Source organism: Stenotrophomonas sp. YJH_SMC_81 (assembly GCF_059370875.1).
In genome coordinates, this window is the sequence record NZ_JCAFUB010000002.1 from 568,325 (window position 1) to 592,543 (window position 24,219).

General features: G+C 68.0%; 26 protein-coding genes, 1 tRNA gene and 1 other RNA gene. 5 read left to right on the plus strand and 23 right to left on the minus strand.

Annotated features, from left to right (window positions below):
• Positions 1-8 precede the first annotated feature (8 nt).
• Positions 9-611, minus strand: coding sequence for an HAD-IA family hydrolase (locus tag AC5P8U_RS06120; protein WP_447897503.1), 603 nt, complete (start codon positions 609-611; stop codon positions 9-11).
• A gap of 123 nt (positions 612-734) precedes the next feature.
• On the opposite strand from AC5P8U_RS06120, the gene azu reads away from it, so the two are divergent.
• Entirely contained in the window at positions 735-1,184 is a 450-nt protein-coding gene (azu, locus tag AC5P8U_RS06125) for an azurin (protein WP_151354947.1), read from the plus strand.
• A 72-nt stretch (positions 1,185-1,256) separates the two neighbouring features.
• On the opposite strand, the gene hemL is transcribed toward azu, so the two are convergent.
• Together hemL and thiE are read right to left on the minus strand one after the other, a co-directional pair.
• Positions 1,257-2,546, minus strand: a complete 1,290-nt coding sequence (hemL, locus tag AC5P8U_RS06130) for a glutamate-1-semialdehyde 2,1-aminomutase (protein ID WP_438915055.1) — start codon at positions 2,544-2,546, stop codon at positions 1,257-1,259.
• Positions 2,547-2,564: 18 nt separating this feature from the next.
• A complete protein-coding gene (gene thiE / locus AC5P8U_RS06135; protein ID WP_072168443.1) occupies positions 2,565-3,191 on the minus strand; it encodes a thiamine phosphate synthase in 627 nt (208 codons plus the stop codon).
• Between the two features lie 34 nt (positions 3,192-3,225).
• Here thiE and AC5P8U_RS06140 point away from each other — a divergent pair, with 34 nt between their 5' ends.
• A complete protein-coding gene (locus tag AC5P8U_RS06140; protein ID WP_014038358.1) occupies positions 3,226-3,450 on the plus strand; it encodes a rubredoxin in 225 nt (74 codons plus the stop codon).
• 40 nt (positions 3,451-3,490) lie between these two features.
• Here the strand turns inward: AC5P8U_RS06140 and AC5P8U_RS06145 are convergent, their stop codons facing one another.
• From AC5P8U_RS06145 to AC5P8U_RS06180, 8 genes are all read right to left on the minus strand, one after another.
• Positions 3,491-4,336 carry a SirB1 family protein gene (locus AC5P8U_RS06145; protein WP_005419007.1) on the minus strand — a complete coding sequence of 282 codons (846 nt, stop codon included), beginning with the start codon at positions 4,334-4,336 and terminating at the stop codon, positions 3,491-3,493.
• 160 nt (positions 4,337-4,496) lie between these two features.
• Positions 4,497-4,943, minus strand: a complete 447-nt coding sequence (locus tag AC5P8U_RS06150) for a DUF192 domain-containing protein (RefSeq protein ID WP_014648292.1) — start codon at positions 4,941-4,943, stop codon at positions 4,497-4,499.
• A 21-nt stretch (positions 4,944-4,964) separates the two neighbouring features.
• Entirely contained in the window at positions 4,965-5,612 is a 648-nt protein-coding gene (gene rpiA, locus AC5P8U_RS06155; RefSeq protein ID WP_005419003.1) for a ribose-5-phosphate isomerase RpiA, read from the minus strand.
• Between the two features lie 23 nt (positions 5,613-5,635).
• Positions 5,636-6,115, minus strand: coding sequence for an EVE domain-containing protein (locus AC5P8U_RS06160; protein ID WP_005419001.1), 480 nt, complete (start codon positions 6,113-6,115; stop codon positions 5,636-5,638).
• The gene (locus AC5P8U_RS06165; RefSeq protein ID WP_032954483.1) at positions 6,112-6,705 is read right to left on the minus strand and encodes a 5-formyltetrahydrofolate cyclo-ligase; all 594 of its coding nucleotides are present in this window, start codon (positions 6,703-6,705) and stop codon (positions 6,112-6,114) included. The genes AC5P8U_RS06160 and AC5P8U_RS06165 overlap by 4 nt, the downstream gene beginning before the upstream one ends.
• An 83-nt stretch (positions 6,706-6,788) precedes the next feature.
• Positions 6,789-6,974: non-coding RNA, 6S RNA (ssrS, locus tag AC5P8U_RS06170), on the minus strand.
• Between the two features lie 97 nt (positions 6,975-7,071).
• Positions 7,072-7,368 carry a cell division protein ZapA gene (locus AC5P8U_RS06175; protein WP_006467013.1) on the minus strand — a complete coding sequence of 99 codons (297 nt, stop codon included), beginning with the start codon at positions 7,366-7,368 and terminating at the stop codon, positions 7,072-7,074.
• Entirely contained in the window at positions 7,365-7,586 is a 222-nt protein-coding gene (locus AC5P8U_RS06180; protein ID WP_005418996.1) for a TIGR02449 family protein, read from the minus strand. The genes AC5P8U_RS06175 and AC5P8U_RS06180 overlap by 4 nt, the downstream gene beginning before the upstream one ends.
• 154 nt (positions 7,587-7,740) lie before the next feature.
• On the opposite strand from AC5P8U_RS06180, the gene AC5P8U_RS06185 reads away from it, so the two are divergent.
• Together AC5P8U_RS06185 and AC5P8U_RS06190 are read left to right on the plus strand one after the other, a co-directional pair.
• Complete coding sequence (locus AC5P8U_RS06185) at positions 7,741-8,289, plus strand: UPF0149 family protein (protein ID WP_005418994.1); 549 nt, start codon at positions 7,741-7,743, stop codon at positions 8,287-8,289.
• 5 nt (positions 8,290-8,294) lie between these two features.
• Positions 8,295-9,617, plus strand: a complete 1,323-nt coding sequence (locus AC5P8U_RS06190) for an aminopeptidase P N-terminal domain-containing protein (RefSeq protein ID WP_088123875.1) — start codon at positions 8,295-8,297, stop codon at positions 9,615-9,617.
• A 531-nt stretch (positions 9,618-10,148) separates the two neighbouring features.
• On the opposite strand, the gene pepQ is transcribed toward AC5P8U_RS06190, so the two are convergent.
• The 7 genes from pepQ to rph form a co-directional block, all read right to left on the minus strand.
• Complete coding sequence (pepQ, locus tag AC5P8U_RS06195) at positions 10,149-11,480, minus strand: Xaa-Pro dipeptidase (protein ID WP_495213978.1); 1,332 nt, start codon at positions 11,478-11,480, stop codon at positions 10,149-10,151.
• A 75-nt stretch (positions 11,481-11,555) separates the two neighbouring features.
• Entirely contained in the window at positions 11,556-11,930 is a 375-nt protein-coding gene (locus AC5P8U_RS06200) for a PilZ domain-containing protein (RefSeq protein ID WP_005418979.1), read from the minus strand.
• On the minus strand, positions 11,927-14,206 hold the full coding sequence (locus AC5P8U_RS06205; protein ID WP_072168448.1) for a DUF1631 family protein: 2,280 nt from the start codon (positions 14,204-14,206) through the stop codon (positions 11,927-11,929). Before AC5P8U_RS06205 ends, AC5P8U_RS06200 begins: the two co-directional genes overlap by 4 nt.
• Before the next feature lie 202 nt (positions 14,207-14,408).
• Positions 14,409-15,635 carry a radical SAM family heme chaperone HemW gene (hemW, locus tag AC5P8U_RS06210; RefSeq protein ID WP_227837605.1) on the minus strand — a complete coding sequence of 409 codons (1,227 nt, stop codon included), beginning with the start codon at positions 15,633-15,635 and terminating at the stop codon, positions 14,409-14,411.
• Between the two features lie 56 nt (positions 15,636-15,691).
• Positions 15,692-16,288 carry an RdgB/HAM1 family non-canonical purine NTP pyrophosphatase gene (gene rdgB, locus AC5P8U_RS06215; RefSeq protein ID WP_005410891.1) on the minus strand — a complete coding sequence of 199 codons (597 nt, stop codon included), beginning with the start codon at positions 16,286-16,288 and terminating at the stop codon, positions 15,692-15,694.
• The gene (locus AC5P8U_RS06220; protein ID WP_061480722.1) at positions 16,285-16,674 is read right to left on the minus strand and encodes a VOC family protein; all 390 of its coding nucleotides are present in this window, start codon (positions 16,672-16,674) and stop codon (positions 16,285-16,287) included. The genes rdgB and AC5P8U_RS06220 overlap by 4 nt, the downstream gene beginning before the upstream one ends.
• Positions 16,671-17,396, minus strand: a complete 726-nt coding sequence (gene rph / locus AC5P8U_RS06225) for a ribonuclease PH (RefSeq protein WP_049426699.1) — start codon at positions 17,394-17,396, stop codon at positions 16,671-16,673. Before rph ends, AC5P8U_RS06220 begins: the two co-directional genes overlap by 4 nt.
• Before the next feature lie 124 nt (positions 17,397-17,520).
• On the opposite strand from rph, the gene AC5P8U_RS06230 reads away from it, so the two are divergent.
• Positions 17,521-18,381: a YicC/YloC family endoribonuclease gene (locus tag AC5P8U_RS06230; protein WP_072168451.1), complete on the plus strand. Its 861-nt coding sequence runs from the start codon at positions 17,521-17,523 to the stop codon at positions 18,379-18,381.
• A gap of 57 nt (positions 18,382-18,438) precedes the next feature.
• Here AC5P8U_RS06230 and selD read toward each other — a convergent pair whose 3' ends face one another.
• The 5 genes from selD to fdhE form a co-directional block, all read right to left on the minus strand.
• Positions 18,439-19,518, minus strand: coding sequence for a selenide, water dikinase SelD (gene selD, locus AC5P8U_RS06235; RefSeq protein ID WP_495213981.1), 1,080 nt, complete (start codon positions 19,516-19,518; stop codon positions 18,439-18,441).
• Between the two features lie 26 nt (positions 19,519-19,544).
• A tRNA-Sec gene (locus AC5P8U_RS06240) sits at positions 19,545-19,640 on the minus strand.
• Positions 19,641-19,664: 24 nt separating this feature from the next.
• Positions 19,665-21,596 (minus strand): selenocysteine-specific translation elongation factor, encoded by a 1,932-nt coding sequence (gene selB / locus AC5P8U_RS06245; protein WP_252745101.1) that lies wholly within the window; start codon positions 21,594-21,596, stop codon positions 19,665-19,667.
• Entirely contained in the window at positions 21,593-23,017 is a 1,425-nt protein-coding gene (selA, locus tag AC5P8U_RS06250; RefSeq protein WP_088497266.1) for an L-seryl-tRNA(Sec) selenium transferase, read from the minus strand. Before selA ends, selB begins: the two co-directional genes overlap by 4 nt.
• Positions 23,018-23,020: 3 nt before the next feature.
• On the minus strand, positions 23,021-24,004 hold the full coding sequence (gene fdhE, locus AC5P8U_RS06255; RefSeq protein WP_088497265.1) for a formate dehydrogenase accessory protein FdhE: 984 nt from the start codon (positions 24,002-24,004) through the stop codon (positions 23,021-23,023).
• Positions 24,005-24,219 lie beyond the last annotated feature (215 nt).

Consider the following 24,219-nt stretch of genomic DNA (forward strand, 5'->3'; position numbering starts at 1 on the left):
ACAGTGGTTCACGCAATCTGGTAACGCTTCAACACCTTGCCCAAGCCACGGCCATCGCGCACGGTTTCCGCGTGCAGGCCGGCGGCGCGTGCACCGCGCACATTGGCGAACAGGTCATCGACGAACAGCGTGCGCGAAGGCGCCACGCCGAGGGCCTCAAGCGTGCGCAGGAAGACCTCCGGTGCGGGTTTGCGCAGGCCGAAATCGGCGCTGCAGAACACGCGTCCCTGCAGCGCAGGGAACAGTTCCGGCAGCAGGGTGGGCAGCGCCTGCACCATCAGCGCGCCATTGTTGGTCAGTACCGCCAGCGGCAGCTGCAGAACCTGCAGCCGCTGCAGCACCGCGTGCTGCGGATGGCTGGCCGCTTGGCGTGCGGCGATCCAGCTGGGTACATCGATGGTCCTGCCCAGGCACTCCCCCAGCTGCGCCAGATAGGCCGGGCCATCCAGCGTGCAGTTGTCATGCGCCGCTTCCAGTCCGCTGTCATACAGCGCGGCCTGTACGGCCTGCGTCGGAACCTGCAGTGCCTGGGCCAGGTGCAGCACGCGCTGCGCGCGCTGGTACTGCACCAGCACGCCATCCACATCCAGCAGCAACAGGTCGATCCGCATCGGTCGAGCATGCCATTGCAGTGAGTGCGCGGGAAACCCTGGAGTAGGCATGCGACAGACGGTCGCAGACGCGGCCGCAGGGGCCTGCCTAGAATGGTGCTTGAATCCGCAGGAGAGGCAACGATGAAGGCTTGGTGGGTGGCAGTGGGGCTGGGCGCGCTGATGCTGGCGCCGCCGGCGATGGCGCGGGTGTGTGCGGTGAGCATCGACAGCACCGACCAGATGAGCTTCAGCACTCGCGAGATCAAGCTTGCCGCCGACTGCACTGCCGTGGACCTGACCCTGCGCCATACCGGCAAGCTCGCCGCTACCGCGATGGGCCACAACTGGGTGCTGACCCGCACGGCCGATTACCAGCCGGTGGCGATGGCGGGCATGCGCATGACCCTGGCCGACAGCTACCTGCCGAAGGCCGACAAGCGCGTGCTGGCGCACACCAAGGTGATCGGCGGTGGCGAGATCACGCGCGTGCGTTTCTCTACCCAGGGTCTGCAGAAGGGCGGTGACTACACCTTCTTCTGCTCGTTCCCCGGCCACTTCGCGATGATGAAGGGCAAGTTCGTCTTCGGTTGAAAAAAGGGGACGGAGGGGATTAAGTCGTTTATGCACAAACGACTTAATCCCCTCCGTCCCCTTTTTTTGCGATCAGCCCTTGGCGGCCTTGAATGCCACGCGTGCAGCGGCGAGGGTGGTCTCGATCACGGCATCATCGTGCGCGCTGGACAGGAAACCGGCCTCGTACGCCGACGGCGCCAGGAACACGCCCTGCTCCAGCATCGCGTGGAAGAAGCGGTTGAACGCTGGGATGTCACAGGCGGTGGCCTGCGCATAGGTCTCCACCTTCTCACTGGTGAAGAACAGCCCGAACATCGCACCCACGCGGGTGGTGGTCACCGCCACGCCGGCTTCGGCGGCGGCCGCTTCCAGGCCGGCGCACAGGCGTGCAGTGCGCTCGGCCAGGTCGGCGTGGAAGCCCGGCTGCTGGATCAGCTCCAGCATCGCCAGGCCAGCGGCCATCGCCACCGGGTTGCCGCTCAGCGTGCCGGCCTGGTAGATCGGGCCGGCCGGGGCGATCTGCTGCATCAGCTCGCGGCGCCCGCCGTAGGCGCCCACCGGCATGCCGCCGCCGATGATCTTGCCGAAGGTGGTCAGGTCCGGGGTGATGCCGTAGTGCGCCTGCGCACCGCCGAGGGCAACGCGGAAGCCGGTCATCACTTCGTCGAAGATCAGCAGCGCGCCGTGGTTCGTGCACAGTTCGCGCAGGTGCTGCAGGTAGCCCTCGCGCGGCGGGATGCAGTTGGCGTTGCCGACCACCGGTTCGATGATCAGGCCGGCGATGTCATCGCCCTGCTGCTCGAACAGCGCAGTGGCCGCTTCGAAGTCGTTGTAGGGCAGGGTCAGGGTCAGTTCGCTCAGCCCGGCCGGGACGCCCGGCGAGGTCGGCACGCCCAGGGTCAGCATGCCGCTGCCGGCCTTGACCAGGAACGAGTCGCCGTGGCCGTGGTAGCAGCCTTCGAACTTGACGATGCGGTTGCGGCCGGTGGCGCCACGCGCCAGGCGGATCGCCGACAGGGTGGCCTCGGTGCCGGAGTTGACCATGCGCACCATCTCGCACGACGGCACCAGGCGGGTGATGGTCTCGGCCATGGTGACTTCAGTCGCGCATGGCGCGCCGAACGACAGGCCGTTGTCGATCGCCTTCTTCACCGCCTGGCGTACCGCCGGGTGGTTGTGGCCGACGATCATCGGGCCCCAGGAGCCGACGTAGTCGATGTAGCGGTTGCCGTCGACGTCGTACAGGTAGGCGCCGTCGGCGCGCTCGACGAAGAACGGTTCGCCGCCGACCGACTTGAACGCGCGCACCGGCGAATTGACGCCGCCCGGCAACAGCTGCTGGGCGCGGGAGAACAGGGCGTGGGACTGGTCGTGGTTCATGGGGGAATATCCTGGGCGTTACGCGAACTGGGCGAGGAAGGCGCGCTGGGTCGCGACCGGGTCTTCGGCGGCGAACACGCTGCTGACCACGGCGACCAGATCGGCGCCGGCGTCGATGATGGGACCGACATTGTCCGGCGTCAGGCCACCAATCGCCACCCGCGGCACGCCCAGTGCGGCGCTTTGCCGCAGCAGGTCGGTATGGGCGCGGCTGGTGGTGATCTTGGTGGTGGTCGGGAAAAACGCGCCGAAGGCCACGTAGCTGGCGCCGGCGGCGACGGCCCTCTCGGCATTGGCCAGCTGGTCATAGCAGGAGGCGCCGATGATGGCCTCGGGGCCGAGCAGGGCGCGCGCGCTGGGGATGTCGCCGTCGGTACCGCCCAGGTGCACGCCCGCCGCGCCCACGGCCTTGGCCAGCGCCGGGTCGTCGTTGACGATCAGCGGCACGCCGTGGTCTGCGCACAGTGCCTGCAGCGCGGTGGCCTGTTCCCGCCGCAGCGCGTCGCTTGCGGTCTTGTTGCGGTACTGCAGCCAAGTGGCGCCCGTGGCCAGCAGCGGCGCGGTGCGGGCCAGCAGGCGTGCGGTATCGGGCTCGTCCGGGGTGATCAGGTAGACGCCGCGGGGCGCCGGGGAAGCAGAAGTCATCGATGGCTACCGGTGAGTGGACCGCGATGGGACAATGGCGGCCCGTGAATCCAGTCCTGATTATCCGATGAGCGATGCCACCCCCACCACCTTGCGCACCTGGATGTGCGTGGTCTGCGGCTTCCTGTACAGCGAAGCGGAAGGCTTGCCGGAGGAAGGCATCGCGCCAGGGACGCGCTGGGAGGACATTCCCGAGACCTGGACCTGCCCGGATTGCGGGGTGACCAAGGCTGATTTCGAGATGGTCGAGGTCGATTGATGAGGGTAGGTGTGGACTGCCGGTCCACACACCGACTCCCTCAATGCAGCCGCGGCATCGGCCCGCCGAGGTCGATCAGCTTCTCGCGCAGCCACTGCGCATCGCTGGCTTCCGGGTTGCGCTTCAGGTACTGGCCCAGATCGTGCCGGGCACCGGCCAGGTACTCCAGCTGCAGGTAGGCCAGGCCGCGGTCGCGCAGCGCATCGTCCTGCTCCGGGGCCAGCTTCAGCAGGCGGTCGGCACTGCGCGCGGCGCGGTCCCACTCGCCGGCTTCGGCATACACGCCGTGCAGGTTGCGCAGCATGCGCATCAGGATCGCGCGCGCGGGCGCCGGGTCGAGGATCTGCGCCAGCACCTGGTCGTCGGGCATCTGCCCGCCCAGGTGTGACTTGGCCCGCTCGCGCAGTTCGTCCACGTCCAGCGGTCGGCCACCGTTGAACGGGTCCATCACCAGCACGCCGTCGTCCACCGGCAGGCGCACCAGGAAGTGGCCGGGGAAGGACACGCCATCGAGCGGAATACCCAGCCGGCGCGCGACTTCCATCTGGACCAGCGCCAGCGAGATCGGATTGCCCAGGCGGCGCTCGAATACCTGGTTGAGGTAGCTGTTGCGCGGGTCGTAGTACTCGTCGTGGTCGCCGCTGTAGCCCAGCTCGTCGAACAGGTGGCGGTTGATCGCCGCCATCTTCAGCGGGCTGTTGTCGATGCTCTCCACTTCCGAGCGGAGGTGCTCGACATGGCTCTGGATCAGCGCGTCGTAGGTGGACGGCTGCAGATCGGGGTATTCATCGCGCGCGATCAGCAGCGCGGTCGGCAACAGTGGCAGCGCCTCGTCTTCGAGGTCGGCCAGGGCATCCCAGTCGGGGAGTGTGATCCGGTCCTGCATGGCCACAGACTGGCGTCATTCGCAGGCGGTTTCAAGCGGTATCGCGTGAAAAATTCAGGGGTCAGATGCCTTTCGCGAGCGAATGGGATCTGACCCCTGCAGGGTTGCCGGCCAGCGGCCGGCACTACCGCGCGTGCCGGCCGCTGGCCGGCCGCATCGTTTACTTTTCGATGCCCGGACCGAATTTCAGCTCCGTGCCGTCCTTGAGCTGCAGCTTCTCGGCCTGGCCGGCGTTGAGTTCCAGTACATAACGCGCCGGACCGCCGCTGGGATAGGGCGGGCACATGTCGCCGGCCGAGCACGGCGGTACGTCGCGCTGCTGGCTGACCAGCCTGCGCTGGCTGTCGAAGTAAAGGATGTCCAGCGCGATCCTGGTGTTCTTCATCCAGTACGCCTGCATTTCCTCGCGGTCGTGGATGAACAGCATGCCGTGGTCGGCCGCCATCTGGTCGCGGAACATCAGCCCGCGCGCGCGGGTTTCATCGTTGGTGGCCAGCTCGACCTGGTAGCGGGCGCCGTCCAGCTCGACCCAATGGCGGGCCGCGTCGGTGGCGCAGCCGGCCAGGGCCAGCAGCGGAAGCATCAGCAGCGAACGCAACAGCGACATCGTCAGGCTCCTTCGGAAGGGTCAGAGCACGACCGGCGGCTCGCCGCCGACGATCACCACATCGGCGCGACGGCGCGCGAACAGGCCGACGCAGACCACGCCCGGCAACTGGTTGAGCTCGCGCTCCAGCTTTTCCGGATCGGTGATCTGCAGGTTGTGGATGTCCAGGATCTGGTTGCCGTTGTCGGTGACCACGCCCTCGCGCCAGGTCGGCTGGCCGCCGGTCATGTCGCGGATCTGGCGGGCGACCAGGCTGCGCGCCATCGGGATCACTTCCACCGGCAGCGGGAACTTGCCCAGCACCGGCACCTGCTTGCTCGGGTCGACGATGCAGATGAAGCGCTCGCTGGCCTCGGCAATGATCTTCTCGCGGGTCAGTGCGGCGCCGCCGCCCTTGATCAGGCACTTGTTCGGGTCGCACTCGTCGGCGCCATCGACGTACAGCGACAGGTTGCCACTGTGGTTCAGCTCGATCACCTCGATGCCGTGCTGCTTCAGGCGTGCGGTGCTCTGCTCGGAGCTGGACACGGCTCCCTTGATGCGGTGCTGGATGCGGGCCAGGGCATCGATGAAATAGGCCACGGTGGAACCGGTGCCGACACCGACGATCATGCCGTCTTCGACGTACTCGATGGCTTTCTCGGCGGCCAGGCGCTTGGCTTCGGACATGGGAAGAACTCTCAGGCGGGGAATCAGGATTTCTTTTCCAGCGACAGCAGCAGCTTCCACTGCGCGGCGGTCACCGGGAACACCGACAGGCGATTGCCCTTGGCAACCAGCGGGAAGCCCTCGCCGAGCTCGTCAGCGTGCAGCTTGATCTCGTCCAGCGCGATCACCTGCTTGAGCTTGCGGTCGAAGGCCACGTCCACCAGCATCCAGCGCGGGTTTTCGCGCGTGCTCTTGGGGTCGTGGTAGTCGGATTTCGGGTCGAACTGGGTGTCGTCCGGGTAGGCTGGGCTGGCGACGGTGGCCAGGCCGACGATGCCGGGCACCTTGGTGTTGGAGTGGTAGAACAGGATGCCGTCGCCCACCTGCATGCCATCGCGCATGAAATTGCGCGCCTGGTAGTTGCGCACCCCGTTCCAGGGTTCGACCTTGACCTTGGCCAGGTCATCGATGGAGAAGGCGTCCGGTTCGGACTTCATCAGCCAGTAGCGCTTGCGGGCGGTCATGCGTTCACGGGGGCAGCGGAGGGGAACAGGGTGCCGTCTTCGGTGCAGATCGCATCCACCGGCACGTCCCACGACGCCACCGGCAAGGACTCGACCTGCTGCACCGCGAACGCAGCACCGACCAGCCAGGGCGGCGCCGGCCGGTCGTGGCGGAAGGCGAAGCTGCGATCATACCAGCCGCCCCCCATGCCCAGCCGACGGCACTGTGCGTCGAAACCCACCAATGGAGTCACGACCAGCGCCATCCGTTCCGGTTCCAGGGTGTCTTCCACGGCCACGTCCGGCTCGGGGATGCCATAGCGGTTGCTGGTCAGCGGCTGCCCGGGCCGCCATGGTGCGAAGCGCAGCACGTCGCCGGCCAGCACCGGCAGGCAGTAGGTGAGTCCTTCGGGCAGCTGCAGCTGCCAGCGGTGCAGGGCGATTTCGCCATCCAGCGCCCAGTAGCCGGCCACGGCGCCTTCGCGCGGGGCGAACGGCAGGGCGAGCAGGGCATCGGCAAGCGATTCGGCGGCGGCGATGCGCTCACCAGCGTTAAGGTCACGACGGCGTTGCCGCAGGTCGTGGCGCAGGGCCTGGCGCGGGTCGGTCATGGCAGCGAGCGGCAAGGATCAGCCGTCATTGTGCCGGAAAGAACAAGGGCGACGCCCGAAGACGCCGCCCTTGCTGGAATATTGCATTCTCCGCAATGTCGATGCATGCGAAACGACCTTGAACCCGGGGGCTCAAGTGGGAACGCTGGAGAACCATCGGGCTTCCCGCTACAAGGCGGACCTGCACTCCCGGCGCTGTCGCGCTCCCGGTGTCGTTCTTAAGGGACAAGGCGAATGTTTGCACATGCCGTCGAGTACCGCAGAGAACGCGTGGCCATTATAGCCAGCACGCAGGATCTGGATAGGCCGTTCGTCGGCAACAGTCCGTGCCAATTCAGATATGAGAAGACGCGTTGTGCACGGTCTTCAGGCGCCGCCGTCGATCGCGCGGTCCAGGCGCCGGTTCAGGTCGGCCAGCGTCTGCTGCAGCGCCACGGCCTGGCGGGCGTTCTCGTCGCGCAGCAGCTGCAGTTCGTGGGCCAGGTTCAGCGCGGCCAGCACGGCGACGCGGTCGACGGCGGCCATGCGGTTGCTGCCGCGGATCTCGCGCATGCGCGCATCGAGCAGGCGTGCGGCGGCCATCAGGCTGTCGCGCTCATCGCCGCCGACGCCCACGGTGTATTCACGATCGAGGATGCGGACACTGACCGGTTCGGCGCTCATGTGTGCTGCTCCAGGGATTTGAGCCGGCTGATCATCGCTTCCACCCGCGAGCGTGCCTGCTCGTTCTTGGCCAACAGCGTCGAGCGCTCGGCCACCAGCTGTTCCTGCTGGTGGCGCAGGCTGCGGTTCTCCTCGGCCAGACGCTGGTTGCGTTCAAGCAACGCGTCCACGCGGGCGGCAAAGTCCTGCAGCTGGGCAAGGGGATCGGCGGGTTCCATGCGGGCACGATAGGCAAGCCGGGTGAGGGCGGTCAAGCGCTGTCGCAGCAAGGCCGGACGGCCACGAGAGGATGCTGCAGGGTTGCTACACTACGGGGTCTCACGGGCGCGCGCGTGCGCACCCCGGGTTTTCTTATTCCGAACGAGCCGCACGATGACCGAACTTCCCTCCGTCGACGACGTTACCCGCGCCAGCCAGGCGCTGGGCCTGGGCGCTACCGCTGCCGAGCTGCACGGCGCGCTGTGCGGCTGGCTGGCCGCCGGCGGCGCCCCCGGCAACGATTGGCCGGCGCGCGTGCTGGCCGACGACACCCTGCCGCCGGTGGCCGCCGACAGCGTGCTGGGGCAGCTGCTGCAGGCCACCATCAAGCAGCTGGAAGACCGTGACTTCGCCTTCGAACTGCTGCTCGCCGACAGCGACGACGTGTCCGCGCAGGCCGATGCCATGTTCAGCTGGACCCGCTCGTTCCTGGGCGGCTTCGGCCTGGGCAGTGGCGGCCGCCGCCCGGCCCTGTCCGAAGAGGGCGAAGAAGCGCTGACCGACATGGCCAGCCTGGCGCGTGCGTCCAGTGAGGATTTCGAGGCCGGCGGCGATGACGACGACGAAGCCCTGTCGGAGATCGAGGAGTTCATCCGCGTGGCGGTGCTGCTGCTGCACGGCGACGTGGTGCTGGCCGCGCGCCATCGGCAGCGCCTGAACTGATGGATATCAAGCAGCGTACCGGCATCGCGGCCGGCGAATACAAGCGTCGCCGCCGCCAGCTGATGGACATGGCTGGCGAGGACGCGATCCTGGTGCTGCCGGCCGCAGCCGAGAAGGTGCGCAGCCTCGATACCCATTATCCGTTCCGCCAGGATTCGGATTTCCAGTACCTGACCGGCTTCCCGGAACCGGAAGCGGTGCTGGTGCTGATTCCGGGCCGCCGCCACGGCGAGGCCATCCTGTTCTGCCGCGAGCGCGATGCCGAGCGCGAGGCATGGGACGGCAGCCGCGCCGGCCAGGAAGGCGCGGTAGCGCAGTACGGCATGGACGATGCCTACCCGATCGATGATCTGGACGACATCCTGCCGGGCCTGTTGGAAGGGCGCTCGCGCGTCTACTACCACTTCGGCCGCGACGCCGACTTCGATCTGAAGCTGATCGGCTGGGTCAACCGCGTGCGTTCGCAGGTACGCCACGGTGCGCAGCCGCCCCATGAGTTCCTGGAGCTGGGCCACCTGCTGCACGAGCAGCGCCTGTTCAAATCCGGCGCCGAAGTGGCACTGATGCACCACGCCGCACAGATCAGCGTGCGTGCGCATCTGGCGGCGATGAAGGCCGCCAGGGCCGGCATCCACGAGTATGAACTGCAGGCCGAGCTGGAACGCGTGTTCCGCGCCAGCGATGCGGTGCCTGCGTATTGCAGCATCGTCGGTGCCGGCCGCAACGGCTGCATCCTGCATTACCGCGACAACAACGCGCGGTCGCGCGATGGCGAGTTGGTGCTGATCGATGCCGGTGCCGAGTACCGCGGCTACGCCAGCGACATCACCCGCACCTTCCCGGTGAACGGCCGCTTCAGTGCCGAGCAGCGCGCGCTGCACGACCTGGTCGGTGAAGCGCAGGCGGCGGCGCTGGCCCAGGCCAAGCCGGGCGTGCCCTACGAGGCCGGCCATCTGGCCGCAGTGCAGACCTTGACCGAGGGCCTGCTGCGCCTGGGCCTGCTGAAGGGCACGCTGGAAAAAAATCTGTCCGAAGGCCTGTACCAGCGCTTCTACCGGCACAAGACCGGCCACTGGATCGGATTGGACGTGCACGATGTGGGCGATTACCGCCTCGCCGGTGATTCACGTCTGCTGGAGCCTGGCATGGCGTTCACCATCGAGCCGGGGCTGTACATCGGCGTGGACGACACGACGGTGGAACCGCGTTGGCGCGGTATCGGCATCCGCACTGAAGACGATGTGCTGATCACCGATGATGGCCATCGCGTGCTGACCGAAGGCCTGGCGCGCAGCGCCGATGAGATCGAAGCGGTGATGGCGGGGTAGGGTGTTTTTCTGCAGGGCTTGCGGCCCTGCACCCCCAGAGGCAACAGCTGGAGCAACAGCAACAGCAACAACGGGTTATCCGTGGGATGGCGGCGCACTGTGGGTTTGCGGGGACGCCGCAAGTACATCCCTGTAGGCTTGGTCGCCGCATCCATGCGGCTCACACCCCGCAAACCCACAGTGCCCCACCTTCGACAGGTTCGCGCGGCTGTTGGTGGGTGCCGATCGTTGGTCGGCACATCTGTCAGATATCGAATGAATCATCCACGCATGGCGTGGATCTACTGGTAGGTGTCGACCTTGGTCGACACAGAGCGAGCGCAGCAAGCGACCCGCTTTTGCTTTTCTTTCTTTCTTCCGTGGTTGGACGCACACGGAAACTGTCAGAGGTGGGGCGGGGTGGGTTCGCGGGGGTGTCCGCGGCATGGATGCCGCGGCCAAGCCTCCAGGGATGGATTCACGGCGTCCCCCGCGAACCCACCCCGCCCCGCCAAGCGCGGCTATTGCTCCAAGCAGCCAACCACGAGGGGCTCAGCCGTTGGCCGCCGCAAACGCCGGCCGCGTCAGGTTGTCCGCTTCGCCGTCGGTGCACAGCACTTCGTCTTCGATGCGGATGCCGCCATACGGACGGAAGAAGTCCACGCGGTCCCAGTTGATCGCATCACCGTGGCCAGCGTCCTTCACTTCATTCAACAGCATGTCGATGAAGTACAGGCCCGGTTCGATGGTCACCACCATGCCCGGCTCCAGCACGCGGGTCAGGCGCAGGTACGGGTGGCCCGCCGGGCGCTCGATGCGGCCGCCTTCGTCGCTGGCCGCGAAACCGGCCACGTCGTGCACCTGCAGGCCGATCAGGTGGCCGATACCATGCGGGAAGAACGCGGCGCTGACGCCGGTCTCCAGCGCGGTTTGCGGCGAGACCTTGATCACGCCGAAGTCCTTCAGTACGCCCATCAGCGAAAGATGTGCGTCCACGTGCAGCTGCTTGTAGTCGAAGCCCGGGCGCACCGCTGCGCACATCTGCTGCTGGGCAGCGTCGACGGCGGCGATCATCGCCGCAAATTCGTCGTGGCCCTGCGCGGCGTAGGTGCGGGTGATGTCGCTGGCGTAGCCGTGGGCACTGGCGCCGGCATCGATCAGGAAGCTGCGCAGCGGTTGCGGTGCCTTGCGGCCCAGCTCGGTGTAGTGCAGCACGGCGGCATGTTCGTTCAACGCCACGATGTTGCCGTACGGCAGTTCGTTGGCATCCTGGCCCACGGCCTGGCAGTACGCCATGTGGATGCTGAACTCGTCGGCGCCATTGTGGAATGCGGCCTCGGCAGCGCGGTGGCCGCGCACGCCCAGCACCTGGGCGTCGCGCATCAGTGAGATCTCATACGGTGTCTTGCTGCCGCGGTGCCATTCCAGGTAGTTCACCACCGGCGCCGGGTTGTTCGGCACGTAGCTGCCCAGCGCGCTCTGCGGCTCGCCGAGGATCGCGCAGCGCGATGGATCGGCCGGCAGCAGCGCCAGCGCGTCTTCCGGCTTGCGGATGATGTGGATGTCGAAGTGCTCCACCCACCAGCCGCTGGGGGCATCCGGCACCACGTGCCAGTAGTCGAAGGGCTGGTGGAAGATCACCGCCGGGCGCTTGCCGGGGGTGAACACGATCCAGCTGTTGGGCACGCGGGTCAGCGGCAGCCAGGCCTTGAACTGCGGATTGACCGCGTACGGGTAGTCGCGATCGTCGAACACCTGGTAGTGCAGGGTGCCGCTGGGCACCACCAGGTGATCGAAGCCGCCGCGGGCCAGCGCCTGTTCGGCACGTCGGCACAGCACGGCCAGGTGGTCGGAATACAGGGCGCCGGGGTCTTGCTGGAGCATTGCGGTGGCTCGACACGGAAAACGGCCCTAGATTCTGCCGCATACCGGGAAAAACCGCTGTGCTGGAACCGGCACTCAGGCCGTCGAAACCGGCCCCTCGTCGCTGTCTTCGCCCACCCACTGGCGCAGCAGCTGCCGATGCTCGCGCGACAGGGTGAGGAACCGGAAGCCGGTCCAGCTCTGTCCGGGGGCGTGTGCAGGTTCGCTCCACAGCAGGTGCACGCCCACGTCGATGTCCTGGTGGCGGCCGTCGCCCAGCGGCAAGGGGAAGCGCAACTGGTACAGCGCATCCTCGCGCAACGGTGCGCTGGCCAGCATCAGCATGCCGGTTTCGGAGATATTGCCGAGCCGGCCCACCACGCTTTCGCGCATCTGGTCGGTGACCGGTACCAGGTCCGAGACCTGGCGGCGCGGCGCGCGGCGGGTGTCCTGCGGCGGTTGGGTGATCATGCGGAGGTCTCCTGCGTATGGCCGGCCGCCAGTGCACGCAATGCGCCAAGGCTGGCCTCCCAGGCTCGGTCAACCAGCCGGGCCTTGTCCTCAGTGACCAGCTGCGCCTGGCCGGCGCTGATCTGCCGGGCCAGCGTATCCAGGTCGGTATCGGCGATCTTCTGCCCGCGTGGATTGACCAGCAGGGCGTGGCCGGTCAGCAGGCTGTACCAGGACAGGCGCTGGCGGCGCAGTGTGCCATCGCCAGTGTCGATGTCGAACCAGCTGCCGAAGGGCAGGGAGGACAGCTGCTGGTAAGCGGCTTCCTCGGCACTGCTGCGCGGTGTCGCGGGCGTCGTGCCGGCGGCCGTACCGGCGTGCTCGCCCAGGCGCGCGCGTGCCTTCAGGCGGGCACTGAGTTCGGTACGCGAGGTGCTCTCGTCCTCGCCGCCAGGCGTGGCCAGCCTGCGTGCGACGGCGGCGGCTTCCTCGGCGTGGTAGCCGACCTGCAGCAGGGCGGCCTCGACCTCGGCAGCAAGCGTTGCATCGGTGCCGCCGGGTGCATCAACGGGTTGCGCGGTGATGGCGGCGATGCGTTGGGTCTGCTGCAGGCGTTCCTGCCACTGCGATGAATCGTCGCCGTGGCGCAGGCGGGTCAGGGTGAGGGCATCGGCCCAGGCCTGACGCAGCAGGGTCTGCACGAAGCGGGGCGGCTGCTGCGCGTCGCAGCACTGGTCGATCTGTGCACTGGCCTGTCGCCGCGCGAGTTCCAGCCGCTCCTTGCCGCGTGCAGCTTCGACATGGCGGCGTTCGGCCAACTCGGCGCGATGCGCTGCGGCGCGCTGATGCTGCTGCACGTCCTCGTTCGCGCTGGCGAAGGCCTCCGGCGCCCGCGCATCCTGACCCAGCAGGCCCTGCACGCTCTGTGCCATGCGCTGCAGCAACTGCGGGTCGACATCATCGTCGCCCAGCCAGTTGGCGCCGACTTCGGCAATCTGGTTGAGCAGTTCGCGCGCGGGGTGCTCGTCGCGCACGAAGAAGCCGGGGTCGGCCATTGCCGCACGTGCCAGCGGTACCTGCAGGCGCGCCAGCAGGGCGGCCGGCACCGGGTCCGGACGCTGCTGCTGCTGCACCTGCTGCATCAGCATGCGCAGCAGGTCGAGGCTGTCGCGGTCGTGGCTGCCCAGCTGGGCCTGCATGCCATGCTCGCTGCGCAGTTGCGCTACCACGGCCGCCTGCAGGTCGGCCACGCCGGTGGCGGCGCTGGACTGCGCCTGCAGGCGTGCGAGGACCGCATCCACGGCTGCGCTCGGCACTGCATCGCGATCCGCAGGTGCTGCGCTGGCATGGCGTGCCTGCTGCAGCAGCGCATGCAGCGCGCTGCCCGTGGAGGTGGTCAGGCCCGGCATGGCCGCGCCGGCCGTGCTGTCATCCTGGAAAGCGTCCTGCACCAGGCTCGACCAGGAGCCGGCCGGTGCCGATCCGTTCCAGCCGGTCAGTGGCGCGGCGGCACGCTTTGCCGGCTGCGTGGTGCGACCACCGCCCACCGACTGGGTGATGATCCGCCGGGTGCTCGATGAACGCGCCAGGTAGGGGGTGTAGACCAGGCCGGGCAGCACGCCGTGCTGGGCCAACAGGGCATTGGCACGGTCGAGGATGTCGCCCAGGCGCTCCAGCACCTGGCGTTCGAAGCTGCGGTACAGCGCCAGCTGAACGTCGACAGCGAGCGAATCCTGTTCGGCAATCCGGCGCAGCATGGCGCACAGTGCCTGCGGTGCCAGCGGCAGGGTGTCGGCCTCGAAGGCCGGTGCTGCCGCCAGTACGCCCAGGCGTTGGCCCAGCAGGTTCAGCGTGTTGGTCGAACGCAGCGTCTCCCGCCGCACCATCTCGGTCAGCAGCAGGTCGCGGTCCACTTCATGCTCATCGACCAGCGACAGCCCGAGCATGCCGGGCAGCGGCGGCGGCGTGGAACCGGGGCTGAAGTGGGCCGTGGGTTCGCGCAGCCGTATCAGCGCATCGGCCACGGCATCAAGCATGCGGTCAGCGAAATGACCGGAGAAGGCATGCAACTGGCCGCGCTGGGCCATCAGCTCCGCCTGCAGCTGCGGATTGCGCGCGCGATCCGCGTCGTGCAGCAGCGTCTGCTCCAACGCTTCGACGGTCAGGATCAGCGGCGCGGCCAGCGTCTGCCGGCACAGGCCGATCAACGCGCCCAGCAGCTCACGCACCCGCGGTGGCAGGTCGCTGGCGGCCAGGCGGGTTTTGTCGGCAGAGGTAATGGAAAAGACAGCTGACATCGGCGAGCGGTACCCGGATTCCCGCGGATCGATCTTGTGAATCTACCGTGTCGGCCGCAGTCGGCGCTACTTTAGGGTGAACGTGTCTCACGTCCGCTGGGGGGGACGACGGATGAGCGATGGTGCAGGTCACTGGCCGGCAGCGCTGTCTCCACCGGAGTGCGGGCCAGCGCCCGGCACTACCCGCTAACGGCGGGAAGGTCTATTCCTCCAGGAACAGGCTCACCACATCGTTGGTGAATCGGCGGCCCAGCTCGGTTGGCTGTACGTGGCCATCCGCCACGTCCAGCCAGCCGCGCTGCACGGCCTCGCCCAGGGGCGCGTCCAGCACGCTGCGCGGCAGCCCGGTGCGCGACTCGAAATCGCGCAGGCCGAAACCTTCGTGCAGGCGCAGCAGGTTGAGCATGTACTCAAACGGCAGGCGCTCGGGCGCGATCACGTCGTCACCACCGAACGAGGCCGGGGTGCCCGCGCTGTCCAGGTAGGCCTGCGGATGCTTCAGCTTCCAGCGGCGCAGCACGTGTTCTTCGGCACCCGAGCTGATCTTGCCGTGCGCGCCGGCACCGATGCCCAGATAGTCACCGAAGCGCCAGTAGTTCAGGTTGTGCGCACTCTGCCGACCGGGGCGTGCGTAGGCGCTGACTTCGTACTGGCTGAAACCGGCCTGCGCCAGCAGCGACTGGCAGTGCTCCTGCATGTCCCAGGCATTGTCTTCATCGGGAATGCCCTGCGGCGGACGCGCGAAGAACACCGTATTCGGTTCCAGGGTCAGCTGGTAGTGCGAGATATGGGCCGGTTGCAGTGCAAATGCACGTTCCAGATCGGCCTCGGCACCGGCCAGGGTCTGTTCCGGCAGCGCGTACATCAGGTCGATGTTGAAGTTGTCGTAGCCCGCGTCCTGCGCCATCTTCACCGCGCGCTCGGCTTCGCTACTGTCGTGGATGCGGCCCAGGCGCTTGAGCATGGCATCGTCGAAACTCTGGATGCCAAAGCTGAGGCGGTTCACCCCGGCCGCGCGGTAGCGGTCGAAACGGCCATGCTCGGCGGTGCCCGGGTTGGTTTCCAGGGTGATTTCGGCATTGGGCGCGAAGCGCAGGCGTGCGCTGGCCTGCTGCAGGAAACGGTCGATCGCTTCCGGCGGGAACAGGCTGGGCGTACCGCCGCCGAAGAACACGCTGTGCACCACCCGGCCCCAGACCAGCGGCAGGTCCTGGTCGAGATCGCGCAGCAGCGCATCGATGTAGCCATCGAACGGCAGCTCACCCTTGGCCTGGTGCGAGTTGAAATCGCAGTACGGGCACTTGCGCACGCACCACGGCAGGTGCACGTACAGCGACAGCGGTGGCGGCACCAGCCGCGGCGGGCTGTCGTGGGCAGCGGAGCAGGCTTCGCCGGGCAGGTGGTTGCAGTGGTCGTGGTCGTGCGGCATGGGCTTCTTCGGTAGTGCCGGCCACTGGCCGGCTTCCCTGGTTCGATCAGGCGGCGTCAGTACAGCGTCGCCAGCTGCTGCTTGAGCTGCTGCAGGGCGATGGCACGGTGGCTGATGGCATTCTTCAGTGCCGGCTCCATTTCCGCGGCGGTCAGGCCGTGGGTGGTGTCCAGGAATACCGGGTTGTAGCCAAAACCATTCGTGCCACGCAGCTCGCGGATGATCTGTCCTTCCCAGCGCCCTTCGCAGATCAACGGCTGCGGGTCGGTGGCGTGGCGCAGCAGCACGATCACCGCATAGAAGCGGGCGCTGCGCTGGCCGTCGGGAATGTCGGCCATCGCGTCCAGCAGCTTGGCGTTGTTGGCCGCCGCGTTGGTCGGGTGGCCGGCATAGCGCGCGCTGTACAGGCCGGGCGCGCCGCCGAGTGCATCGACGATCAGGCCCGAATCATCGGCCAGTGCCGGCAGGCCGGTCGCTTCGCAGGCCGCGCGTGCCTTCAGCAGCGCATTCTCGACGAAGGTCAGGCCGGTCTCTTCCACGTCGCCCAGGCCCAGTTCGGCGGCCGAGGTGATCTGCAGCGGCAGGTCGGCGAGGATCTCCTGCATCTCCACCAGCTTGCCGGCGTTGTGGCTGGCCAGTACCAGTTTCTTCATTGACGGGGCTCCAGCAGATCCCAGGTGTTGCCATACAGATCGCGGAACACCGCGACCGTTGCATAGGGTTCTTCGCGCGGCGCTTCCAGGAACTCGACGCCCGCGGCAAGCATCGCTGCGTGGTCGCGGTGGAAGTCGTCGGTGTTGAGGAAGAAGGCGACGCGGCCACCGGTCTGGTTGCCGATGCGGCTGCGCTGCGCCTCGTCGCTGGCACGGGCCAGCAACAGAGCGGCGGCGCTGCCGTCGGTCGGGCCGACCACCACCCAGCGCTTGTGGCCCTGGTCGATGTCTTCCAGCAGCGTGAAGCCGAGCTTGCCGGTGTACCAGGCAATGGCTTCGTCATAGTCGGCCACCACCAGGGTGGTCAGGGCAAGGCGCCGGTTCATGCCGACAGCGCCGCCTGCTGCGCGGCCAGCAGCTCGGCCACGCCCTTTTCGGCCAGGCCCAGCAGCGCGTCCAGTTCATCGCGACGGAAGGCGTGGCCTTCGGCGGTGCCCTGCAGTTCGATGAAGCCGCCACCGTCGTTCATCACCACGTTCATGTCGGTGTCGCAGTCGCTGTCTTCGGCGTAGTCCAGGTCCAGCACCGGGGTGCCGCGGTACACGCCCACCGACACCGCCGCCACTGCGCCCAGGATCGGGTTGCGCTTGATGTCGCCACGCTTCATCAGCACGTTCACCGCATCGACCAGGGCCACGTAGGCGCCGGTGATGGCGGCGGTGCGGGTGCCACCGTCGGCCTGCAGCACGTCGCAGTCCAAGGTGATGGTGCGCTCGCCCAGCGCGTTGCGGTCCACGCAGGCACGCAGGCTGCGGCCGATCAGGCGCTGGATCTCCAGCGTGCGACCGCCCTGCTTGCCACGGGCTGCTTCGCGGTCGCTGCGGGTGTGGGTGGCGCGCGGCAGCATGCCGTACTCGGCAGTCACCCAGCCTTCGCCCTTGCCGCGCAGGAAGCCCGGCACGCGGTTCTCGACGCTGGCGGTGCACAGCACACGGGTTTCACCGAAGCACACCAGTACCGACCCTTCGGCGTGGCGGGTGAAGCCGCGTTGGATGACGACCGGGCGGAGCTGGTCGGGCTGGCGGCCGCTGGGGCGGGAATCGGACATGGTGCGGGTTCCGTAATGGCGAGGGAGTACGCCGCCACGCCCGCGGCCTTCACGGGGCGGGCAAGGGGGCTCTGGTGAGGGCGCTAGGGTACCATTCCCCCTTTGCACGCACCGGACACATTCCATGATTCGAAGCATGACCGCCTATGCCGGCGGCGAGCGGGTCACCCCGTGGGGCACGCTGGGCTGCGAGCTGCGCTCGGTCAACCACCGCTTCCTGGAGGTCGGCACCCGCCTGCCCGAGGAACTGCGGGCGCTGGAGCCGCAGCTGCGCGAGCGCATCGCCGCGCGCCTGAGCCGTGGCAAGCTGGATCTGGTGATGCGCCTGCGTGCACCGGAGGCAGCGGCCAACCTGCAGGTGGACGAGGCCCTGCTGGGCCAGCTGGGCCGCCTGGCGCACCGGCTGACCTCGGATTTCCCCAATCTGCAGGTCAGCTTCACCGAGCTGCTGCAGCTGCCCGGCGTGACCCGCGGCGAGGCCACCGATGCCGCCGCCCTGCAGGCCGAGGCACTGGCCCTGCTGGACCAGGTGCTGGACGGCTTCGTCGAGGCCCGTGAGCGCGAAGGCGGCAAGTTGTCGGCCGCCATCAGCGAGCGCGTGGACGGCATCGAACGCATCGCGACTGAAGTGCGCACGCTGATTCCGGCCATTCGCGACGGCCAGCGCGCCAAGCTGGCTGCACGCCTGGCCGACCTGCCGCACCCGGTCGATCCCGGCCGCGCCGAGCAGGAACTGGTGCTCTGGCTGCAGAAGCTGGACGTGGATGAGGAGCTGGATCGCCTTGGCAGCCACATTGTCGAGATCCGCCGCGTGCTCAAGCAGCGCGAGCCGGTCGGTCGTCGCCTGGACTTCCTGCTGCAGGAGTTCAACCGCGAAGCCAATACGCTGGGCTCGAAGTCGGTGGACAGCCGTACGTCCAATGCCGCGGTGGAGCTGAAGGTGCTGATCGACCAGATCCGCGAACAGGTGCAGAACATCGAGTGATGTTGCATCCAGCATTACAGCCGGGGCGCCTTCGGGCGCCCTTCTCATTACAGCGTCTCAGCGGACGCTGACACCCGGCAGGCCCGCGCTCAATCGCCCCACGACGGCTGCCTGGCCGAACCCTGCGTCGTGGAAGCAGGCCAGCACCGCGGCCACCGCTTCCGGGGCGCAGGACACCAGCAGCCCACCGCTGGTCTGTGGGTCGGTCAGCAGCGGCTGCCAGTGTGCCGGCAACCCATCGGCGAAACGCACCTCCGCACCATACGAGGCCCAGTTGCGGTTGGACGCGCCGGTCAAGCAGCCGCGCTGCAGCAGCTCCAGGGCCTGAGGCAGCAGCGGCACCTGTGCGCTGTCCACCTCCGCAGCGACACCACTGGCGCGACACACTTCCAGCAGGTGGCCGAGCAGGCCGAAACCGGTGACATCGGTCATCGCGTGCACACCGTCCAGCGCGGCCAGGGCCACGCCCACGGTGTTCAGGTGGGTGGTCGACGCGATCATCTGCTGGTAGCCGTCGGCGTCCAGCACTTCTTTCTTCAGCGCCGACGAATACACGCCCACGCCCAACGGCTTGCCCAGCACCAGTACATCGCCGGCGCGGGCATCAGCATTGCGCTTGAGCCGCTGCGGGTCGAGCACGCCGATCGCGGCCAGGCCATAGATGGGTTCCACCGAATCGATGCTGTGGCCTCCAGCGACCACGATGCCGGCATCGGCGCAGGCACGCTCGCCGCCCTGCAGGATGCCGCGGATGGTTTCCTGCGGCAGCGTGTTGATCGGCATGCCGACGATGGCCAGCGCGAACAATGGTCGTGCCCCCATCGCGTACAGGTCCGACAGCGCGTTGGTGGCGGCGATGCGGCCGAAGTCGAACGGGTCGTCGACAATCGGCATGAAGAAATCGGTGGTGGCGACGATTGCCTTGCGGTCATCGAGGCGGTACACCGCGGCGTCGTCGCTGGTCTCGCGGCCGACCAGCAGTTCGGCCGGTGCCGGAAGCGCTGGCACGCCCCGCAGCAGTTCGGACAGCGCGCCCGGCGCGATCTTGCAGCCGCAGCCGCCGCCGTGTGCCAGCGAAGTCAGTCGTTGCGGGGCATCGGCCGTTGAAGGGGCGGGGGACTGCGCGTGCGTGGCCATGCCGACATCTCCTGCGGAAACACCAATGGCGGAAGGCAGCAGGAGTCGAACCTACCAGGGAACGATCGACGCCCCCTACTGGGTTTGAAGCCCAGCCGCATGCCCGGATGCGCATGCCTTCCGAAAGTACGGCGGCACCGGTGGGCTCATTCGCGGGCTGCGTTCCACTGCAGGTCGCCGCGCGGCCGATGCTGGTCACCGACGCGTCGAGTGTAGCCAACGCGGTTGAAGAACTCCAAGATCTGGATGCTGCGCTTGCGGCCCAGGCCGATGGCATCGCGGAAGGTGGCCGCATCCACCGTGCCGGTGGCCTGCGACAGCTGCGCGACGATCGCGGCCAGCTCGGCAATGCGGGCCGGTGCATAGAACAGGTCCGGCACTACCTGGAACAGTTCGCCACGCGCGGTGGCGCGGCGCAGGACGGCGCGGACCTCGTCTTCGGCCAGACCGGCGTCGGTGGCCAGCGTGCGCACCCACGGTGGATCGAAGCGACCGGCGTGCAGTTGCGGCAGCACGCGTTCGAGCAGAAGTCGTTCGCGTTCCGGTGGCGCATGGTCATGGCCGGGCAGGCGCCACCAGGCGCCCACGCGCTGCACGCTGCCGTCGTCCAGCAGGCCCTGCAGCAGGGCATTCCACAGGCTCGCTGCAAGCGCGGGCAGCGTACTGCGCTGCAGGCGCCTGCTATCAACACCGGGCTCGTCCGGACGTAGCTCGTGCCAGCTGCGCAGCGACGTGATCACCTGTTCGCGAAGCGCCTGCCAGTGCGAAGCAAGGATGACCACCGTGTCTTCGCGGGTGACGATGCGCCGCGTGCCCGCAGGAAGATCGATCCGGTCGGCCGCGCGCCGGCAGTAGCGTTGCAGGGCGGCCATGGCTATGCCGAAGGAAGCCTGCTGCAACAGTGGGCCGATTCCCGCACCTGTGGCCAGCTGCTCCAGTGCGCCCAGCCAGGCGAGCCGTGCCGGGCTGCGCCGGCGCCGCTGTGGTGGGTCCGGATCGAGCACGATGCCACCACCCAGCGTGCGGATGGCCGCTGAATCACGGGCGATGAATCGATCACCGCACATCGCGCAGACCGGTGCATCGAACACCAGTTGCACCAACTGTCCGTCGCCATGATCGACATCCTCCAGCAGCACCACATGGGCCTGCCGGTGCATCGTGCCCCAGTGGATGTGCAGCGGCGCCCAGTCGTGCAACGGTGTGGCCAGTGCGGAAAGCCGCAGGCGCACGTCGACGCGACGGGTCGCCAGCAGGGCGCGCGGGTCGGCGATCCAGTCGCCACGGTGGATGTCGTCGCGGGCGATGGCAGCCAGGTTCAACGCGCAGCGCTGCCCGGCCATGGCGTGTTCGCTGGCCTGGTTCTGCGCGTGGATGCTGCGTACGCGCACGTCCGTGGCGGCCGGCATCAGCTGCAGATGCTCACCCACGGCAGCGATGCCGCCGTGCACTGCGCCGGTCACCAGCGTGCCGTGGCCGGCCAGCGAGAACACGCGGTCCACCGGCATGCGGAACAGCTCGCCGCGCAGTTCGGCCTGGCGCGTGTTGGCGTCGTCCGACGCCCACGCGTGCAGCTGGGTACGCAGCGCGTTGATGCCAGCATCGTCGGGTACGGTGCTGTTGCAGGCGAATACGGGGGAATCCTGCAGCGGCGTTCCGGCCAGCAGCGCGGCGATCTCGATCTCGACCCGGGCGATGCGCGCGGCGTCCACGCGGTCGATCTTGGTCAGGGCGACTGCACCGCGATCCACGCCCAGCAACTGCAGGATCGCCAGGTGCTCGCGGGTCTGCGGCATTACACCGTCGTCGGCGGCGATCACCAGCAGGGCGACATCGATGCCGGTGGCGCCGGCCACCATCGTATGCACGAAGCGCTCGTGGCCCGGCACATCGACGAAGCCCAGCGTCGCCTCGGCATTGCCGCCGCCTGTGTTCTCCACCGGGACATAGGCATAGCCCAGCTCGATGGAGATGCCGCGCGTGCGTTCCTCCTGCAGGCGATCGGTTTCGATGCCGGTCAGCGCGCGCACCAGGCTGGTCTTGCCATGGTCGATATGCCCGGCGGTGCCGACGATCATGCCTGCAGCGTGCTCCATTGCGCGAGGAAGGTGGCTTCGTCGGTGGGTTCCAGGCAGCGCAGGTCCAGCCAAAGCGCGTCATCGGCAATGCGGCCCAGCACCGGCCGCGGCAGCTGGCGCAAGCGCTTGGCCAAGCGATCCAGCCCGCCGCGGCGCGCGCTGGTAACGCGCAGTCCGGCGCTGGCCAGCTGCGCCTGTGGCTGCGCGCCGCTGCCGATCTGGCTGTACATCGAAGCCCGTTCAAACGCATAGTCGGCGGCCAGCGACGCGCGCATCGGCTGCAGCAGGCGTTGTGCCTGCTCGTCGATGGCATCCCGCAGGCGCGAAAGGCTGCGCAGGGTCGGCAGCCGCAGTGCCAGCAGTTCCGGTTCGCGGTACAGGGCCAGCACGGCTTCCAGTGCGGCCAGGCCCATCTTGTCCAGGCGCAGCGCCCGCTTGAGCGGGTTGCGGTTGATCCGCGCGATCAGGTCGGCGCGGCCGGCGATGATCCCGGCCTGGGGGCCGCCCAGCAGTTTGTCGCCACTGAACGAAACCAGATCGGCGCCGGCCGCCAGTGCTTCCTGCACGGTGGGCTCGTGGGGCAGGCCGAAGGCCGCCAGGTCGCACAGGCTGCCACTGCCCAGGTCCACCACCAGCGGCAGGCCGTGCTCGTGCGCGATCGCAGCCATTGCCGCAGTGTCGACCTTGGCGGTGAAACCGGTGATCGCGTAGTTGCTGGCATGCACTTCCATCAGCAACGCGGTACGGGCGCCGATGGCATGGGCGAAGTCGGCCGGGTGGGTACGGTTGGTGGTGCCCACTTCCAGCAGTCGCGCGCCGGCGCTGCGCATCACATCGGGAATGCGGAAGGCGCCGCCGATCTCCACCAGTTCGCCGCGCGAGACGACCACCTCGCGGCGGTTGGCCAGGCTGTTGAGCAGCAGCAGGACCGCCGCCGCATTGTTGTTGACCACGGTGGCGGCTTCGGCGCCCGTCAGTTCGCAGACCAGCGCCTGCACCCGTGCATCACGGTCGCCGCGGCGGCCGCGGGTGATGTCGAATTCCAGATCGACCGGCGCTGTCATTGCGCGGGTGACCGCCTGCACGGCGGCATCGGGCAACAGCGCGCGGCCCAGGTTGGTGTGCAGCACGGTGCCGGTCAGGTTGAACATCGGCTTCAGGTCCAGCCGTGCATCGGCCGCCAGTGCGGCGTCGAGCGCCGCGACCAGCGACGGGCCGTTGATGGCCTGTTCGAGGCGTTCGGCCGAGAGCTGCGCGGCGCTGATACGGTCGCGTAGTTCCTGCAGGTGTGCGCGCAGCAGTTGGGTGATGCGGCTGCGGCCGTGGCGTTCGATCATGGCCGACAACGCAGGCAGGCGCAGCAGCCGGTCCAGCGAAGGCAGGGCGGCGGCCGATGCCGGTGTGGCGTGCGTGCGTGGCATCGGTCAGTCGCCGTCGGATTGCCACAGCAGCGGGTTCTGGCTGGCGCGCGCATAGCCTTCCTCGGCCAGCAGCAGGTCCAGCGCCAGCGTGCCGAGGTCATCGGCCACCGGCTCCAGTGACGGATCTTTCTCCAGGTACAGGATCTTGCGATAGCTGTGGCAGTGGTCGCAGGTCTCGGCGCGCACCGCACTCTCGCGCACCGCCTCGCCGCGGTCACCGTCCACATCGGCCAGGGCGCGATAGGCAATGTCCTTGCCTGCGGCGCCGCACTGGCTGCACTGCACGCGCACGTAATGCCACTGGCAGGCACACAGCGAGCACGACAGGTAGCGATAGGCGGCGTAGGGCGGGCGCGCCTGCACCACGCTGGCCACCGGCAGCGTGCCACAGAGCGGGCACAGCCCTGGTGCATCGGCCAGCGGCTTCAGGTCGGTCGGATGGAAGCTGGCGGCGAGCACCGCCCAGTACACCTGCAGCGCGTTCATCACCAGCAGCGCAGCGACGGCGTCGACCGAGGGCGCGTCATCGCGTTCCAGCACCGCATGCGCCTGTGCATCCAGCCACGCATCATCAGCAGCCGCGACGCGTTGCAGCTCCTGCCGGGTTTCCACCGGTAGGCCCGTTTCGTCGGCACAGTGCTGGCACAGCGTGCGCAGCCAGTCGCGCCAGCGCCCATCCAGTTGCAGCGAGTTGGCCGGCCGCAATGGCATGCCGGCGCCGGCCGCCGCGCTCGACTGCTGTGCACGCGCCTGTGCCTGCAGGTCCTCGCGTTGCTGCGGTGTCAGATCCTCCAGCAGCGCCTGCTGTGCATCGGCCAGCGCCGCCAGCAGCTGCAGGTAGCCGCCGATGGCACTGTGCGCGGCGAGGCTGCGCAGGCGTGCCGCGCGCGTAGCAAACAGTGACTCGGTATCAGGCAGGATGATGCGCGGCACATCGCGCGAGGCGAGCGTCTCGATCTCACCGGGTTCAAGGATGCGTTGCGCCATGCAGGGCCAGCCAGAAGAACCAGGCTCCATCGTCGCTGTTGTCGGCGCTGGCGTCCAGCGTGTTGCCGGCCATCTGAAATGGTTGGGGTCAGATCCGTTTTCCAAAGAAAAACGGATCTGACCCCATCGGTTGTTGAAAGTGGATCCCGAGCGTTGGTCGGGATTCGATCAGTGCCGACCAACGGTCGGCACCCACCGACAGATCGCGGCCAACT

Coding starts and splice junctions, on each gene's coding strand:
- AC5P8U_RS06120 (WP_447897503.1), bottom strand. CDS start 611: ATGCGGATCGACCTGTTGCTGCTGGATGTGGATGGCGTGCTGGTGCAG.
- azu (WP_151354947.1), top strand. CDS start 735: ATGAAGGCTTGGTGGGTGGCAGTGGGGCTGGGCGCGCTGATGCTGGCG.
- hemL (WP_438915055.1), bottom strand. CDS start 2,546: ATGAACCACGACCAGTCCCACGCCCTGTTCTCCCGCGCCCAGCAGCTG.
- thiE (WP_072168443.1), bottom strand. CDS start 3,191: ATGACTTCTGCTTCCCCGGCGCCCCGCGGCGTCTACCTGATCACCCCG.
- AC5P8U_RS06140 (WP_014038358.1), top strand. CDS start 3,226: ATGGCGGCCCGTGAATCCAGTCCTGATTATCCGATGAGCGATGCCACC.
- AC5P8U_RS06145 (WP_005419007.1), bottom strand. CDS start 4,336: ATGCAGGACCGGATCACACTCCCCGACTGGGATGCCCTGGCCGACCTC.
- AC5P8U_RS06150 (WP_014648292.1), bottom strand. CDS start 4,943: ATGTCGCTGTTGCGTTCGCTGCTGATGCTTCCGCTGCTGGCCCTGGCC.
- rpiA (WP_005419003.1), bottom strand. CDS start 5,612: ATGTCCGAAGCCAAGCGCCTGGCCGCCGAGAAAGCCATCGAGTACGTC.
- AC5P8U_RS06160 (WP_005419001.1), bottom strand. CDS start 6,115: ATGACCGCCCGCAAGCGCTACTGGCTGATGAAGTCCGAACCGGACGCC.
- AC5P8U_RS06165 (WP_032954483.1), bottom strand. CDS start 6,705: ATGACCGACCCGCGCCAGGCCCTGCGCCACGACCTGCGGCAACGCCGT.
- AC5P8U_RS06175 (WP_006467013.1), bottom strand. CDS start 7,368: ATGAGCGCCGAACCGGTCAGTGTCCGCATCCTCGATCGTGAATACACC.
- AC5P8U_RS06180 (WP_005418996.1), bottom strand. CDS start 7,586: ATGGAACCCGCCGATCCCCTTGCCCAGCTGCAGGACTTTGCCGCCCGC.
- AC5P8U_RS06185 (WP_005418994.1), top strand. CDS start 7,741: ATGACCGAACTTCCCTCCGTCGACGACGTTACCCGCGCCAGCCAGGCG.
- pepQ (WP_495213978.1), bottom strand. CDS start 11,480: ATGCTCCAGCAAGACCCCGGCGCCCTGTATTCCGACCACCTGGCCGTG.
- AC5P8U_RS06200 (WP_005418979.1), bottom strand. CDS start 11,930: ATGATCACCCAACCGCCGCAGGACACCCGCCGCGCGCCGCGCCGCCAG.
- AC5P8U_RS06205 (WP_072168448.1), bottom strand. CDS start 14,206: ATGTCAGCTGTCTTTTCCATTACCTCTGCCGACAAAACCCGCCTGGCC.
- hemW (WP_227837605.1), bottom strand. CDS start 15,635: ATGCCGCACGACCACGACCACTGCAACCACCTGCCCGGCGAAGCCTGC.
- rdgB (WP_005410891.1), bottom strand. CDS start 16,288: ATGAAGAAACTGGTACTGGCCAGCCACAACGCCGGCAAGCTGGTGGAG.
- AC5P8U_RS06220 (WP_061480722.1), bottom strand. CDS start 16,674: ATGAACCGGCGCCTTGCCCTGACCACCCTGGTGGTGGCCGACTATGAC.
- rph (WP_049426699.1), bottom strand. CDS start 17,396: ATGTCCGATTCCCGCCCCAGCGGCCGCCAGCCCGACCAGCTCCGCCCG.
- AC5P8U_RS06230 (WP_072168451.1), top strand. CDS start 17,521: ATGATTCGAAGCATGACCGCCTATGCCGGCGGCGAGCGGGTCACCCCG.
- selD (WP_495213981.1), bottom strand. CDS start 19,518: ATGGCCACGCACGCGCAGTCCCCCGCCCCTTCAACGGCCGATGCCCCG.
- selB (WP_252745101.1), bottom strand. CDS start 21,596: ATGATCGTCGGCACCGCCGGGCATATCGACCATGGCAAGACCAGCCTG.
- selA (WP_088497266.1), bottom strand. CDS start 23,017: ATGCCACGCACGCACGCCACACCGGCATCGGCCGCCGCCCTGCCTTCG.
- fdhE (WP_088497265.1), bottom strand. CDS start 24,004: ATGGCGCAACGCATCCTTGAACCCGGTGAGATCGAGACGCTCGCCTCG.